General features: G+C 74.0%; 11 protein-coding genes. 3 read left to right on the forward strand and 8 right to left on the reverse strand.

Going from position 1 to position 14,575, the window contains the following annotated elements; translation table 11 throughout:
• Positions 1-122: 122 nt before the first annotated feature.
• Positions 123-641, reverse strand: coding sequence for a DUF1203 domain-containing protein (locus ACZ7IF_RS18810; RefSeq protein WP_470972437.1), 519 nt, complete (start codon positions 639-641; stop codon positions 123-125).
• Between the two features lie 139 nt (positions 642-780).
• On the opposite strand from ACZ7IF_RS18810, the gene pepN reads away from it, so the two are divergent.
• Complete coding sequence (pepN, locus tag ACZ7IF_RS18815; RefSeq protein ID WP_470972439.1) at positions 781-3,363, forward strand: aminopeptidase N; 2,583 nt, start codon at positions 781-783, stop codon at positions 3,361-3,363.
• 652 nt (positions 3,364-4,015) lie between these two features.
• Here pepN and ACZ7IF_RS18820 read toward each other — a convergent pair.
• The 4 genes from ACZ7IF_RS18820 to ACZ7IF_RS18835 all read right to left on the reverse strand — a co-directional run bounded on the left by ACZ7IF_RS18820 (position 4,016) and on the right by ACZ7IF_RS18835 (position 7,977).
• The gene (locus tag ACZ7IF_RS18820) at positions 4,016-4,483 is read right to left on the reverse strand and encodes an NUDIX hydrolase (RefSeq protein ID WP_470972441.1); all 468 of its coding nucleotides are present in this window, start codon (positions 4,481-4,483) and stop codon (positions 4,016-4,018) included.
• 634 nt (positions 4,484-5,117) lie between these two features.
• On the reverse strand, positions 5,118-6,020 hold the full coding sequence (locus ACZ7IF_RS18825; protein ID WP_470972443.1) for a LysR family transcriptional regulator: 903 nt from the start codon (positions 6,018-6,020) through the stop codon (positions 5,118-5,120).
• Between the two features lie 10 nt (positions 6,021-6,030).
• The gene (locus tag ACZ7IF_RS18830) at positions 6,031-6,990 is read right to left on the reverse strand and encodes a DMT family transporter (RefSeq protein WP_470972445.1); all 960 of its coding nucleotides are present in this window, start codon (positions 6,988-6,990) and stop codon (positions 6,031-6,033) included.
• Positions 6,991-7,035: 45 nt separating this feature from the next.
• Positions 7,036-7,977, reverse strand: a complete 942-nt coding sequence (locus ACZ7IF_RS18835; RefSeq protein ID WP_470972447.1) for an EamA family transporter — start codon at positions 7,975-7,977, stop codon at positions 7,036-7,038.
• A gap of 168 nt (positions 7,978-8,145) precedes the next feature.
• On the opposite strand from ACZ7IF_RS18835, the gene ACZ7IF_RS18840 reads away from it, so the two are divergent.
• Positions 8,146-8,655, forward strand: coding sequence for a MarR family winged helix-turn-helix transcriptional regulator (locus ACZ7IF_RS18840; protein ID WP_470972449.1), 510 nt, complete (start codon positions 8,146-8,148; stop codon positions 8,653-8,655).
• Positions 8,656-8,775: 120 nt separating this feature from the next.
• Here ACZ7IF_RS18840 and ACZ7IF_RS18845 read toward each other — a convergent pair whose 3' ends face one another.
• Genes ACZ7IF_RS18845 through ACZ7IF_RS18855 form a run of 3 tightly spaced genes read right to left on the reverse strand, consistent with a single transcriptional unit; the run spans position 8,776 to position 11,261 of the window.
• A complete protein-coding gene (locus ACZ7IF_RS18845) occupies positions 8,776-9,009 on the reverse strand; it encodes a hypothetical protein (protein ID WP_385770679.1) in 234 nt (77 codons plus the stop codon).
• A gap of 20 nt (positions 9,010-9,029) precedes the next feature.
• Positions 9,030-11,030: a 4-alpha-glucanotransferase gene (locus ACZ7IF_RS18850; protein ID WP_470972451.1), complete on the reverse strand. Its 2,001-nt coding sequence runs from the start codon at positions 11,028-11,030 to the stop codon at positions 9,030-9,032.
• Between the two features lie 18 nt (positions 11,031-11,048).
• On the reverse strand, positions 11,049-11,261 hold the full coding sequence (locus ACZ7IF_RS18855) for a hypothetical protein (RefSeq protein ID WP_470972453.1): 213 nt from the start codon (positions 11,259-11,261) through the stop codon (positions 11,049-11,051).
• Between the two features lie 258 nt (positions 11,262-11,519).
• Here ACZ7IF_RS18855 and ACZ7IF_RS18860 point away from each other — a divergent pair, with 258 nt between their 5' ends.
• Entirely contained in the window at positions 11,520-14,519 is a 3,000-nt protein-coding gene (locus ACZ7IF_RS18860) for a beta-N-acetylglucosaminidase domain-containing protein (protein WP_470972455.1), read from the forward strand.
• The last annotated feature ends 56 nt before the right edge of the window (positions 14,520-14,575 follow it).

Consider the following 14,575-nt stretch of genomic DNA (forward strand, 5'->3'; position numbering starts at 1 on the left):
GAGACCCCAGAAAAAAACCAAACAACGTTGGGGGTGGTGCTACAAGAGCTGCCCCCCCCCCCCCCCCCCGGGGGGGGGGGGGGGGGGCCTCCCCCCCCCCCCCCCCCCCCCCCTCCGGCGTGTCAGGGCCTGCGTACCTCGAAGAGGAAGCAGCCGAACTCGACCGCGCGGACGTGCACGAGCGCGGTGCGCGGGTCGGCGAAGGCATCCCCCAGCGCCTGTTCGACCGCCTCGTCGGCGGCCTCGGGGAGGGTGAGGAGACGACCGCCGAGGATGCGGCCGGCGGAGTCGTAGCGGCGGACCGTGCGCAGGGCTCCGGCCTGCGCGAAGGGGTGGCCGGACCCGGCGGCAGGTCCTTCGCAGTCGGCACCGTGGACGAAGACCGGGCCCTGTTCGTCGTACGCGCCCGGGTCGACGCCCGTCCCGGCGGCCCAGCGCCTCAGCGGGGCGTAGGAGACGAGGGCGATCAGCTCCCCCGGGCGGCTGCGGCGCAGGCAGCAGCGCAGCGGGGCTCCGCCCTCGGGGTCCTCGTACGGCAGGCCGGGCCGCCCGGCGTCGTCGCGGGCCCGCAGGGCGGTGAGGGTGGCCGGCGGGATGGGGAGGGCCGTGTGCGCGGTCAGGGGTGCGGGGTGTGCGGTCATGGGTCCAGAGTGCGCGGGCGGGCCCGGCCGGGTCCGGCGGAAATCGGACCTCGTGTTCGCCTCTGGATTAGTCCCGCCCGGCGGCCCGGCCCGCGTGGAAGGATGGCGGGGCAACGTCACCATCAAAGGAGATGAACGCGTGCCTGGCACGAATCTCACCCGTGAAGAGGCTCAGCAGCGGGCGAAGCTGCTCACCGTCGACTCGTACGAGATCGAACTCGATCTCAGCGGCGCGCAGGAGGGCGGGACCTACCCGTCCGTGACCACCGTGCGCTTCCAGTCGGCCGAGGCAGGCGCCGGGACCTTCATCGACCTGGTCGCGCCGGCCGTGCACGAGGTCGTCCTGAACGGCAAGTCGCTGGACGTGGCCGCCGTCTTCCGCGACTCGCGGATCGCGCTGGACCACCTGGCCGCCGGGGCCAACGAGCTCCGTGTCGTCGCGGACTGCGCCTACACCAACACCGGCGAGGGCCTGCACCGCTTCGTCGACCCGGTCGACCAGCAGGCGTACCTGTACACCCAGTTCGAGGTGCCGGACGCGCGGCGCGTCTTCGCGAGCTTCGAGCAGCCCGACCTGAAGGCGACGTTCCAGTTCACCGTGACGGCCCCCGAGGGCTGGACGGTCATCTCGAACTCCCCGACGCCGGAGCCGAAGGACCGGGTGTGGGCCTTCGAGCCGACCCCGCGCATCTCCTCGTACATCACCGCGCTGATCGTCGGCCCGTACCACGCGGTGCACAGCTCGTACGAGGGCCCGGACGGGCAGTCCGTGCCGCTCGGCATCTACTGCCGGCCCTCGCTCGCCGAGTTCCTCGACGCCGACGCGATCTTCGACGTGACGCGGCAGGGCTTCGACTGGTTCCAGGAGAAGTTCGCGTACGACTACCCGTTCGCGAAGTACGACCAGCTCTTCGTGCCGGAGTTCAACGCGGGCGCGATGGAGAACGCCGGCGCGGTCACCATCCGCGACCAGTACGTCTTCCGGTCGAAGGTGACGGACGCGGCGTACGAGGTGCGCGCCGAGACCATCCTGCACGAGCTCGCCCACATGTGGTTCGGCGACCTCGTCACCATGGAGTGGTGGAACGACCTGTGGCTGAACGAGTCGTTCGCCACCTACACCTCGATCGCCTGCCAGGCCTACGCCGAGGGCTCGAAGTGGCCGCACGCGTGGACCACGTTCGCGAACTCCATGAAGACCTGGGCGTACCGGCAGGACCAGCTGCCGTCCACGCACCCGATCATGGCCGACATCCGCGACCTGGACGACGTCCTGGTCAACTTCGACGGCATCACGTACGCCAAGGGCGCCTCGGTGCTCAAGCAGCTCGTCGCGTACGTGGGCATGGACGCCTTCTTCAAGGGCGTGCAGGCGTACTTCAAGGCGCACGCCTTCGGGAACACGCGCCTGTCGGACCTGCTGGGCGCGCTGGAGGAGACCTCCGGCCGCGACCTGACCGCCTGGTCGAAGGCGTGGCTGGAGACCGCCGGCATCAACGTGCTGCGGCCCGAGATCGAGACGGATCAGTCGGGTCTGATCTCGTCGTTCGCCGTGCGCCAGGAGGCCCCGGCCCTGCCGGCCGGTGCCAAGGGCGAGCCGGTGCTGCGCCCGCACCGCATCGCGGTCGGCCTGTACGACCTGGAGGGCGGCAAGCTGGTCCGCACGGACCGGATCGAGCTGGACATCGACGGCGAGCGGACGGCCGTGCCGGAGCTGGCGGGACGTGCCCGTCCGGCGGTCGTGCTGCTCAACGACGACGACCTGTCGTACGCCAAGGTCCGCCTGGACGAGGTCTCGCTGGCGAACGTCACCGCGCACCTGGGCGACTTCACCGAGTCGCTGCCGCGGGCGCTGTGCTGGGCGTCGGCGTGGGACATGACGCGCGACGGCGAGCTGGCCACGCGCGACTACCTGGCGCTGGTCCTGTCGGGCATCGGCAAGGAGTCGGACATCGGTGTGGTGCAGTCCCTGCACCGCCAGGTGAAGCTGGCCGTCGACCTGTACGCCGACCCGGCGTGGCGGGACCAGGGCCTGGCCGTCTGGACCGAGGCCACGCTGGAGCACCTGCGCGCGGCCGAGCCGGGCAGTGACCACCAGCTGGCGTGGGCGCGCGCCTTCGCGGCGACGGCCCGTACCGAAGGGCAGCTGACCTACCTGGCGGCGCTGCTCGACGGCTCGGCCGAGGTCGAGGGCCTGGTCGTGGACACGGAGCTGCGGTGGGCGTTCCTGGAGCGCCTGGCGGCCACGGGTCTCGCGGACGAGGCCGCGATCGCGGCGGAGCTGGAGCGGGACGCGACCGCCGCGGGCGAGCGCCACGCGGCGACGGCGCGGGCCGCCCGGCCGACGGCCGAGGCCAAGGCGGAGGCCTGGGCCTCGGTGGTGGAGTCGGCCGACCTGCCGAACGCGGTGCAGGAGGCCGTGATCGGCGGCTTCGTCCAGACCGACCAGCGGGAGCTGCTCGCGCCGTACGCGGAGAAGTACTTCGCGGTGGTCAAGGACATCTGGGAGAGCCGCAGCCACGAGATCGCGCAGCAGATCGCGGTCGGTCTGTACCCGTCGCTCCAGGTGTCGCAGGCGACCCTGGACGCGACGGACGCGTGGCTGGCCTCGGCCGAGCCGAACGCCGCCCTGCGCCGCCTGGTCTCGGAGTCCCGCTCGGGCGTCGAGCGCGCCCTGAAGGCCCAGTCCGCGGACGCGGCGGCGGGCGCGGCCCAGGCCTGACGGGCCCTGCCGGCACGGCCCCTGCCCCCCTGCCGGGGGGGCGGGGGCCGTCCCGTTTCGGGTCACGGTGCGGGCCCGCCATCTCCCCCTCGACCCCCCGGGGCCGGGCGGCGGTTGCCCACCCGCCTCCCCGGGTGCGGGGCGGGGTGGCCGGGGAGCGGTAGCCCCTGGGGCGGTCTCAGGGAGGGTTTGGGGGTTTCCCGTCAGTCCCATCGTCCTTCCGTGTCGGGCCGGTCCGTCAAGGGCGCTCCTTCGTCGCGTCACTTCGTGATCGCCTTCGGCGACCCTTGACCGACCGGCCCGCCCCGGAAAGCCGAAAGACTGCCGGGAAACCCCCAAAAGAACGGCACGGTCCATGGTCGGAGGGACGGGTCCGTCAGCGATGAGACGAGGGGACGGGGCCCGGCGCGCCGGGCATCCGGGCCCCATATCCGCGATCCCGGACCAGGGGCGCGACTACCCGCACCACATGCCGACCAGAGCGGCCCGAGGAGCCCCCAGACGCACCAGATCGCTACGCGCTCCTCGCGTCTCAGCGTCCGGCGGCCGTCTTGGGCCGATACCCGCACCTCATGTTGATCAGAGCAGCGCGAGAAGCGCATGGGCGCGACAGATCGCTACGCGCTCCTCCGGTCTCGGCGTCTGGCGGTCGTCATCGGATGGCTGGACCGTTGCCGGCTCGCCAGTCGTCGAGGCGTTTGCGGATGCTGGGGACCATGGGGAGTTCATCGGTCTCGTGGGGTGTGCACCAGGCGACTTCGAAGGATTCGTCGGAGGCGCGGAGGGTGCCCCCGGTGGGCCGGGCGAGCAGGCAGATGGAGAACTCCTGACGGACCTCACCGTCGTCGTAGGCGAGGACGTGGCCGGGGTTGGTGTAGGTGCCGACGATGCCGGTGATCTCGATGGTGATGCCGGTTTCCTCGCGGGTTTCCCGGACCGCGCAGTCGCCGATCGACTCGCCGAGTTCCATCATGCCGCCGGGAAGGGCCCACATTCCGTTGTCGGTGCGGCGCTGAAGCAGTACTCGGCCGTCGTCGTCCACCACGACGGCGGAGGCTGCCGGGACGAGGCTGTTCGCCGGCGGGGCGCTGGGGTCGTCTTCGTAGTCACGCCTGGGCATTGCTCTCCCTGCTGTCTCGGCTGAGCTCCACAGTTCCTCGCCGTGGTGCGTCATCGGCGAATCGTGCCCGCCGTGGCGACCCAGGACGGGTGCCATGATCCGTCAAACGACCAGCCCGAGACGGCCGTCGGACGTCAGGCAATGAGGAGCGCGTAGCGATCTGACGCGCCCATCCGCTTCCCAGGCTGCTCTGATCAACATGAGGTGCGGGTATCGACCCAAGGCGGCCGTCGGGCGCCGAGAAAAGAGGAGCGCGTAGCGATCTGCTGCGTCTGGGTGCTCCGCAGGGGGCCCTGATCGGCATGTGGTGCGGGTAGTCGGACCCCTGGCCCGGAATCGGGACGCTGAGGGCCCGGATGCCCGGCGGGCCGGGGCCCGGCCCCTCGCCTCATCGCTGACGGACCCGCCCCTCCAACCATGGACCGTGCCGTTCTTTTGGGGGTTTCCCGGCAGTCTTTCGGCTTTCCGGGGCGGGTCGGTCGGTCAAGGGTCGCCGAAGGCGATCGCGTAGCGACGCGACCGAAGGGAGCGCCCTTGAGGGACCGGCACGACACGGAAGGACGATGGGACTGCCGGGAAACCCCCAAACCGGCCATGAGACCGCCCAGCCGAAACCCCGCCCCCCGATACCCCCTCAGGCGAGGGCGGTCGCGGCGGTCTGGAGGGCCGTCAGGACTCGGGAGACCGCCGGGGCGGCTTCCGTGCCTCGGCGGAGGGCGGCGATGACGTGGCGGGTGGGGCGGTCGTGGGTGAGGGTGCGGACCGTTACGCCCGAGGCTCGGGCCGAGACCATGCGGGGGACCAGGGCCACGCCCATGCCCGCCTCCACCATCGCCAGGATCGCGGTCCAGCCGGAGGCCGAGTGGGCCTGTTCCGGGACGAAGCCCGCCGGTTCGCACGCGGAGCGGGTGATCTGCGACCAGGGGCCGCTGCCGCCGTAGATCCACCGGTCCGCCGAAAGGTCCGCCAGGCGGAGCACGGGGGCGGCCGCCAGGGGGTGGTCCGGAGGGAGGGCCACGTCCAGGGGGTCTTCCAGGAGGGTGATCCGGGTGAAGCGGGCGTCCCGGGCGGTCGGGGCGTGTGCGGCGAGGGAAAGGGCCAGGTCCACGGCGCCGGCGGAGAGGAGTTCGTAGGACTCGGCGGCTTCGGTCTCCTGGACCTTCACCTCGATCCCCGGGTGGCTGAGTTTGAGGGCGGCGACCGCCGGGACCACGAGGACCGGGACCGCCGTGGAGAAGGCGCCGATGCGGACCTCCCCCGCCTCGCCGGCCAGGTAGCCGCTGAGTTCGGCGTCGGCGCGTTCGAGCTGGGCGAAGACGGCTTCGGTGTGGCGCAGGACCAGGTGGGCGGCATCGGTGAGGCGGACCCGGCGGCCCTGGGGTTCGAGGAGCGGCACCCCCAGCTGGCGGGCGAGGTTGGTCAGCTGCTGCGAGACGGCCGAGGGCGTCATGTGCAGCGCCTCGGCCGTCGCGGTCACGGTGCCCTGGTCGGCCAGGGTCCGCAGGATGCGGAGCTTCTTGATGTCCCAGTCGGTCACGGGGAGGAAATTACCGGCGGGCCGTGGTGCCGAAGGCCACTCCGCCCAGGATCAGCGCCATGCACAGGAGCTGCGCCGGGCCGGTGCGCTCGCCGAGCAGGAGCAGGCCGAGGACCGCGACGCAGACCGGCTGGAGGTAGTAGACGACTCCCGCGCGGGCCGCCCCGATGAGGGAGATCGCCTTGTTCCAGGCGAAGAAGGCGACGGCGGAGGAGAAGACACCGACGTAGAGGAGGGGGCCGACGGTGTGGGGGGTCGCCTCGAAGCCGCCCTGGACGGTGAGGGAGACGGCGTACGCGGGGGCCAGCATCAGGGCGCCCAGGACGAAGGTGGTGAGGAGGAAGGCCAGGCCGCCGATCTCGGCGGGCTTGCGCTTCAGGAGGGCGCTGTAGGTGGCGAAGGAGAGGGCGGCGCCGAACATCCACAGGTCGCCGGCTCCGAAGTCGAAGCCGAGCGAGCCGTCACCGACCAGCAGCAGCACCCCGAAGGCCGCGAGCAGCATCCCGAAGGAGCGCCGGGCGCCGAGCCGCTCACCGTCGAGGCGGGCGTACAGGGCCATGACGACCGGCGAGGCCGCCATGATCATGCCCATGTTGGAGGCGGAGGTGGTCAGTCCGGCCTGGTGGACCAGGGTGTTGTAGAGGGTGACGCCGAAGAGGGTGGCGAGGCCGATGTAGCCGAGGTGCTTGCGGAGCAGGGCCCGCTGCTGCCAGGCCTGGCGGGCGGCGAAGGGGGTCACCGCGACGGCGGCGATGATCCACCGCCAGAAGACGGCCTGGACGGGCGGGACGGTGTCCGCCATGCCCCGGGTGGCGACGAAGCTGCCGGACCAGACGACCGTCGCGACCAGGGCGAGGAGTACGCCGAGTCCGGCGGCTCCCTTCCTCGCCTTGTTTCCGGCAACGGCGCCGCCGCCGGCGAGGGTGCCGGCGGCGGTGGGTGCGGTGCGGATGCGGGCCATGACGGTCACTGGTGGTTTCCCCCTGAGAGTGTGGTGTGGGTCGTGGGCCCACTCTCACACCTTCGCTTTGCCCAGGTCCATCGAAAGATTTCGATCGGTTTCTTCAGTCTTGCTGAACGATTCCACCTTGGCCTTCGCCGCCCGGCCCGGGAGCTGGCCGAAGACCGTGGCGCCGAAGGCGAGGGCCATGCCCACCAGCTGTACGGGCGACAGGGCCTGGCCGAGCGCGGCCCAGCCGATGACGGCGGCGGTGAGCGGGGACAGCGGGCCGAGCAGGGTGACGGAGGTGGCGGTCAGCTGGCCGATGCCTCGGAACCAGAGGAAGTACGCGGCCCCGGTGTTGATCAGCATCATGTAGCCGTAGCCGAGGAAGGCCTTGCCGTCGAGCGCGGGCGGCGCCCCCTCGACCAGCGCGGCGATCGGGATGATGACCAGGCCGCCCGCGGTGAGCTGCCAGCCGGTCACGGCCAGCGGGCCGACGCCCTCGGGGCGTCCCCAGCGCTTGGTCATCACGGTGCCCGCGCCCATGGAGGCGGAGGAGACGACGCCGGCCACGACTCCGATGAGGTCGAGCTTCGCCTCGGCGGTCAGCACGACCATGCTCACGCCGAACGCGGCGACCACGGCGGCGAGCACGGTCCGCAGCCTGGCCCGCTCCCCCAGGAGGAGGGCGGCGAGCCCCACGACGAAGAGCGGCCCGGCCGAGCCCAGCACGGCGGCGACGCCGCCGGGGAGCCGGTAGGCGGAGAGGAAGAGCAGCGGGAAGAAGGCGCCGATGTTGAGGGTGCCGAGGACCGCGGACTTCCACCACCAGGCGCCCTTGGGCAGGACGCGGGAGAGGGCGACCAGGAGCAGGCCGGCGGGCAGGGCGCGCATGGCCCCGGTGAAGAGGGGCCGGTCGGCCGGCAGGAGCTCGCTGGCGACGAAGTAGGTCGAGCCCCAGGAGACGGGGGCGAGCGCGGTCAGGATGGTGGTGGTGACGCGGTTCACGGTCACTCCTCGGGCAGATGAGGATGGGCTGGCAGGTGCGGGTTGGCCGCGACCTACCCGGGGGCCCGTCCCCGGACCTCCCCGAGTAGGTCGCTGATAAGTAGCTTACTCCTAAGCTACTTTTTCGCAAGCTACTTTCTTGCGAACGAGCGACCGGAACCGGATACTTCAGTTATGACCGAGGTGAAGAAGGACGCCCCGCCGGACGCCGTCGACGCGATCACCACGCAGTGGGCCGCCGTACGACCGGACCTGGACACCACCCCGATGGCCGTCTTCGGCCGGATCTACCGGATCGCCAAAGCCGTCGGAGACGCCGTGGAGCGCGCCTACAACGGCTACGGCATCAGCCGGGGCGAGTTCGACGTCATCGCGACGCTGCGCCGCTCCGGGGCCCCGTACACCCTCTCCCCGCGCCAGCTGTCGGCCACGCTGATGCTCACCACCGGCGGGATGACCGGGCGCCTGGACAAACTGGAGAAGGCCGGACTGCTCACCCGCAGCCCCGACCCGCACGACCGGCGCGGGCTCCAGGTGACCCTCACCGACCGGGGGCTCGCCCTCGCCGACGAGGCGGTCTCCGCCGGCCTGGCCGTACACCGCCAGGCCCTGGAGGGCTTCGACCCCGAAGAGGTCGAACAGCTCACCGGGATGCTGCGCAAGCTGCTCGCCGACGTGTCCTAGCGCGGCACGGGACGCTTCCGGGTACGCCAAGGCGCCGGAGGCCGCGTCGGGACCGGCTCACACCGGTTCCGCGGACCTCCGGCGCCCGGAAGTCTTGATGAAGGGACCTGCCCGGTCGGGTCAGGCCTGGTTCTTGCGCGACTTGTCGCCGACCATCACGAGACCCGCGATGACCAGGAACAGCACGATCGGCGCGGCCACGAACAGGCCGAGCGTCTCGCCAATGCTCAGGCCCGGGCCCGGGTCGTCGCCGTCGTCGCGGGTCAGCGCGAGGGCGGGAGACGTCATCAGCAGCATCATCAGCGTCGTTCCGGCCGTGACGGCGCCGGCGCGCAGAGCGTTCTTCTTGTCCACGGTGCAAACGTAGCGAACACCTAAACGGGGCGCGCGCCCGGGGGTGCCGTACGGGTCTGCGCCCCCTCCCGCACCGCGCTCAGCAGGGCGTTCGCCCGGGGTGAGGCGGTCAGCGCCTCCAGGGTCAGCGGGCGCCCCTCCGCGTCGGCGACCGGCAGCCGCCAGTTGGGGTACTGGTCCCAGGTGCCCGGCAGGTTCTGCGGCCGCCGGTCCCCCACCGCGTCGGGCAGCCACACGCCGACCAGCCGGGCGGGCGTGCTCAGCAGGAAGGCGTACAGGGCCCGTACGGCGGCCTCCTCGCCCTTGGTCTCCAGCCCCAGCCGGTCCAGCACCGCCAGCCACTCGGCGGTGTCGGCGGCGTCCTCGGCGCGCTCCAGGTCCAGAGGGCGGGTCAGCAGGCCCAGCCGGTCGCGCAGTTCGACGTGGGAGCCGGCCAGCTTGGCGGCGGTGGGCGGCAGGTCGTGGGTGGTGGCGGTGGCCAGGCACTGCGACCGCCAGGCCCCGGCCGGCAGCGGTTCGCCGCCGCCCGCCCAGTCCCGCTCGAACCACAGCACCGATGTGCCGAGGATCCCGCGCCGGGCCAGCGCCCGCCGCACCTGCGGCTCCACCGTCCCGAGGTCCTCGCCGACCACCAGCGCCCCGGCCCGGTGCGCCTCCAGGACCAGCACGGCCAGCATCGCCTCGCCGTCGTAGGAGACGTACGTGCCCTGCGCGGCCGGGGTGCCGTCCGGGATCCACCAGAGCCGGAAGAGGCCCATGACGTGGTCCACGCGTACCGCCCCCGCGTACCGGAACACCCCGCGCAGCAGGGCCCGGAAGGGCGCGTACGCCGATTCCTCCAGGGCGTCGGGCCGCCAGGGCGGCAGCCCCCAGTCCTGGCCGCGGGCGTTGAAGGCGTCCGGCGGGGCCCCGACGCAGGCGCTGCCGGCGTGGAAGGAGCCGGTACGGGCGTCCGAGCCGTCCGGGTGCACCCCGACGGCCAGGTCGTGCACGATGCCGACCTCCATCCCGGCCTCCCGCGCGGCCCGCTGGGCGGCGGTCAGCTGGGTGTCCGTCAGCCAGACCAGCCAGCAGTGGAAGTCGGCGCGCTCCTCGGGGGCCTCCCCGGCGGCGGCCGCGCACCAGGCGGCGTGCGCCGCGAGCCCCTCTCCCTGCGCGGCGCGGAACGCCCGGTAGGCGGCCTCCCGCGCGGGGGTGCGCGGGACGGCGTACAGCAGTTCCAGGGCGGCGCGCTTGAGGGCCCACACGGCGTCCCGGTCGATCAGCGCCCCCTTCTCCAGCACCTCGCGGCGCAGTTCCCCGCCGCGGGCGGCGAGTTCGGCGAGGGCGTCCCGGTCCGGGCAGGCCTCCCACTCGGGCAGGTCCTCGACTCGCAGGTGCACCGGGTCCGGGAAGCGGCGGGAGGAGGGCCGGTAGGGGGACGGGTCGCTCGGGGTGCCGGGGAAGGCCGCGTGCAGCGGGTTGACCTGGATGAACCCGGCACCGTGGGTGCGGGCCGCCCAGCGGGCCAGCTCCGCGAGGTCGCCGAGGTCGCCCATGCCCCAGGAGCGCTCCGAGAGCAGGGAGTAGAGCTGGACGAGCAGCCCGTGGGCGCGGCCGGGCGCCGCCGGGGCCCGGTCCGGGGCCACGATCAGGGTGGCGGAGGCGCTGCGCCCGCCGGGTGCTTCGGCGGTCAGCCGGTGCACCCCCAGGGGCAGGCCGGGGTGCCAGTCGGCCTGCCCGGCCCCGTCCTCCAGGGTCACCCGCACCCGGGTCCCGGCCGGCAGCGCGGTCAGGGCCCCGGGGGCGGGCTCGCCCCGCCAGTGCACCAGCGTCGGCGGGAGCAGCCGCCCGGCCCGCTCCCGCTCGGCCCGGTCCGCCCTCTCCCGCACCTCCCCGGGGGTGTCGACGGGGACGCCGATCAGGCCCAGCACGGCCCGGACCGTGTCCTCGGGCACCTGGACGGTGACGTCCTCGGCGGGCTGGTAGGAGGTGGCGACGCCGTAGAGGGCCGCGAGCCGGGCGAGGTCGTCCATCGTCATCCTTGGCTGGGTGAGGGGTTAGGTGAGCGGCTCGCTCGTGAGGGGGGCCTCGGCGACGAGCGGGGACTCACTGGTCAGGGGCGCGTACGCGGAACCGGCCAGCGGGGGTTCACTGGTCAGCGGCGGGTGCGCGGCGTCGGCGGCCGGCTCGTCGGCGGGGCCGGACGGGACCGGCAGGTGGGCGAGCGGGGCGGGTTTCCTGCGGTTGCCGGACGCGGTGCGGGCGTTCATGAGGTCCTCCCTCTACGGTTCTTCGGACCGCCGTGCGGTTCTTCGGACCGCCGTGCGGTTCTCGGGACCGCGCTGCGGTTCTTCGGACCGCCCATGCAACACCCGCGGCGAACACCGCAGCCATACCCAGTCAGGGGCATCGCATTCCTGGCGGTTCCAGGTCAGATCACCCCACGCGCATTGACACCCCCGCCGGACGGGTGGTGGGCTCGGGCTCGTTCACACGGTCGGGGGACGACTCGGGACGGGGGAGGCTCCGTGCAGCTCAGGGGCAGGAAGCGGACCACGGCCGCAGCCGTCGCGGTGATCGGGACGCTCCTCGGCGGGGCCGTCGCCTCGGCTCCGCCGCGGATCGGCGCGGCGCCCGGGACTTCGGGCTCCCCGCGTCCTGACAGCGGGTCCGCTCCCGTCTTCACCGCGGGACTCGGGCCCGTCATCGACCCGGGCTCCGACGTTCCCCGAGCCGCTTCCGAGGGTCCGGCCGTGTGGCCGCGCCCGCAGTCGGCGACCGCCGATCCGGGCCGGGAGCTGCCGGTGCCGGCGGAGGCCGTGATGGTGCTCCCGTTCGACGTGGACCCCTACGCCGCCGAGGTCGTACGCACCGCCCTGCGCGCGGCCGGCGTGCGGACCCTGCACGAGCGGCCCCCGGGCGCGGCACTGCCCGAACGGGCCCTCGTCGTACGGCTCCAGGGCGCGGACGCCGAGGAGGCCCTGCTGTCGCTGGGCGCGGCCCCGGCCGGGGACCTGCCGGCCGGCGGGTACCGGCTGGCGGTGGGCCGGGCCGGCGGGCGGGACACGGTCGCGCTGGCCGGGGTGGGCGAGGACGGGCTGTTCCACGCCGCGCAGACGCTGCGCCAGCTGCTGGCGGCCGGGCGCGGCAAGGTGCCCGGGATGCTGGTGCGGGACTGGCCCATCGCGCCCGTGCGCGGGATCACCGAGGGCTTCTACGGGCAGCCCTGGACCCGGGAACAGCGCCTCGCGCAGCTGGACTTCCTGGGCCGCACCAAGCAGAACCGGATGCTGCTGGCGCCCGGCGACGACCCGTACCGCACCACGGCCTGGCGCGAGGAGTACCCGCGCGAACGGCAGGAGGAGTTCCGGGCGCTGGCCGAACGGGCCCGCGCCAACCGGGTGGTGCTGGGCTGGGCGGTGGCGCCGGGGCAGTCCATGTGCCTCGCGTCGGCGGACGACCGGGCGGCGCTGCTGCGCAAGGCGGACGCCATGTGGGAGCTGGGCTTCCGGGCGTTCCAGGTGCAGTTCCAGGACGTCAGCTACACCGAGTGGGGCTGCCGGGCGGACCGGGTGCGGTACGGGACGGGCCCCGCGGCGGCGGCGAAGGCGCACGCCGAGGTGGCGGGCGAGCTGGCCGCGCACCTGGCCGCGCGGCATCCGGGGGCGGTTCCGCTGTCGCTGCTGCCGACGGAGTACTTCCAGGACGGCGCCACCACCTACCGGACGGCTCTGGCCGGGGCTTTGGACCCCAGGGTGGAAGTGGCCTGGACGGGCGTGGGCGTGGTGCCGCGCACCATCACCGGCAGGGAGCTGGCCGGGGCGCGGGCGGCGCTCGCGCACCCGCTGGTCACCATGGACAACTACCCGGTCAACGACTGGGACCCGGGCCGCATCTTCCTGGGCCCGTACGCCGGGCGCGATCCGGCGGTGGCGGGCGGTTCGGCGGGGGTGCTGGCCAACGCGATGGCGCAGGGCACCCTGTCGCGGATCCCGCTGTTCACGGCGGCGGACTACGCCTGGAACCCGCGCGGCTACCGGGCCGGGGAGTCGTGGGCGGCGGCGGTGCGCGACCTGTCCGGCCCCGACCCGAAGACCCGGGCCGCGCTGGCGGCGCTGGCGGGGAACACCGCCTCCTCCGGCCTGAAGGTGGAGGAGTCGGCCTATCTGAAGCCGCTGGTGGAGGAGTTCTGGCGGGCCCGCGCGGCCGGGGACAAGGCCGCCGGGGAGCGGCTGCGCGCGGCGTTCACCGTGCTCCGGGAAGCCCCGGAGCGCCTCGACGCGCCGGTGGCGGCGGAGGCGGGGCCGTGGCTGGAGCGGCTGTCGCGGTACGGGGCCGCGGGCGAGCTGGCGGTCGACCTGCTGCGGGCCGAGGCCCGGGGCGACGGGGCGGCCGCCTGGCAGGCCTCGCGGGAACTCGCGGCGGCGCGGGAGGAGCTGGCGGAACCGGGCGGGGTGCGGGTGGACGCCTCGGTGCTGGACCCCTTCCTCGCGAAGGCGGCGGCGGAGTCGGACGCCTGGACGGGTGCGGCCCGCAAGGACGGCACCGTGCGGCGGGGACCCGGCACCCACACCGTCCGGCTGGACTCCGCGCGGCCGCTCGCCGCGGTCACGGTGATGACGGACCCGCTGGCGCCGGGCGCCCGGGGTGCGGCGGTGGAGGTGCACGTGCCCGGCGAGGGCTGGCGCCGGCTGGCCGACGCGGCGGTGTCCGGCTGGACGCAGGCCGACGCGGGCGGCGTACGGGCGGACGCGGTCCGGCTGTCGTGGGCGGGCCCGGACCCCGTGGTGCACAAGGTGGTCCCGTGGTTCGCGGACGGTCCGCGGGCCCGCTTCGAACTGGCCGACGGGGGCCGGGCCGACGTGGAGGCCGGCGGCGCCGCGCGCACGGTGACGGCGCAGCTGTCCGGGCTGCGGCCCGGGGAGTTCCGGGGCCCGCTGACGGCGGCCCCGCCGGCCGGGGTCCAGGTCCGGCTGCCGCAGGACGTGGCGGTGCCCCGGGGTGCGACGGTCGCCGTCCCGGTGGAGGTCACCGTCGCGGCGGGCACCCCGTCCGGGGTGTACGAGGTCCCGCTGGCCTTCGACGGGGAGGTGCGGGTGCTCACCGTCCGGGCGGTGCCGCGCACCGGCGGCCCGGACCTGCTGCGCGGGGCCCGCGCCGCCTCCTCGGGGGACGAGGCCCCGCAGTTCCCGGCGTCGGCGGCGGTGGACGGCTCCGCCGCGACCCGCTGGTCGTCCCCGGCGGTGGACGGCGCCTGGTGGCAGGCCGAACTGGCTTCCCCGGCCAGGGTGGGCCTGGTGACCCTGCACTGGCAGGAGGCGTACCCCTCGCAGTTCCGGGTGGAGACGTCCCGCGACGGCGTGACGTGGCACCCGGGCGCGGTGGTGTCCTCCCGGGGCGGGGTGGACGCGGTCCGCCTGGACGCGCCGGACACGCGCTACCTCCGCGTGACGTGCGACCGCCGCGCGACGCGCTTCGGCTGCAGCCTCTGGTCGGCGACGGCCCAGGCGGTGGTTCCTCCTTCTTGACGCGCCGCCCGCGGCCGAGCCGCGCGTGAGGAAGGGGGGGTGGCCTAGGGGGTGTC

This window comes from Streptomyces sp. NPDC037421 (assembly GCF_055602105.1).

Excerpts from the sequence above, each read along its gene's own strand:
- ACZ7IF_RS18810 (WP_470972437.1), bottom strand. The coding sequence starts at position 641 with ATGACCGCACACCCCGCACCCCTGACCGCGCACACGGCCCTCCCCATC.
- ACZ7IF_RS18820 (WP_470972441.1), bottom strand. The coding sequence starts at position 4,483 with ATGCCCAGGCGTGACTACGAAGACGACCCCAGCGCCCCGCCGGCGAAC.
- ACZ7IF_RS18840 (WP_470972449.1), top strand. The coding sequence starts at position 8,146 with ATGACCGAGGTGAAGAAGGACGCCCCGCCGGACGCCGTCGACGCGATC.
- ACZ7IF_RS18850 (WP_470972451.1), bottom strand. The coding sequence starts at position 11,030 with ATGACGATGGACGACCTCGCCCGGCTCGCGGCCCTCTACGGCGTCGCC.
- ACZ7IF_RS18855 (WP_470972453.1), bottom strand. The coding sequence starts at position 11,261 with ATGAACGCCCGCACCGCGTCCGGCAACCGCAGGAAACCCGCCCCGCTC.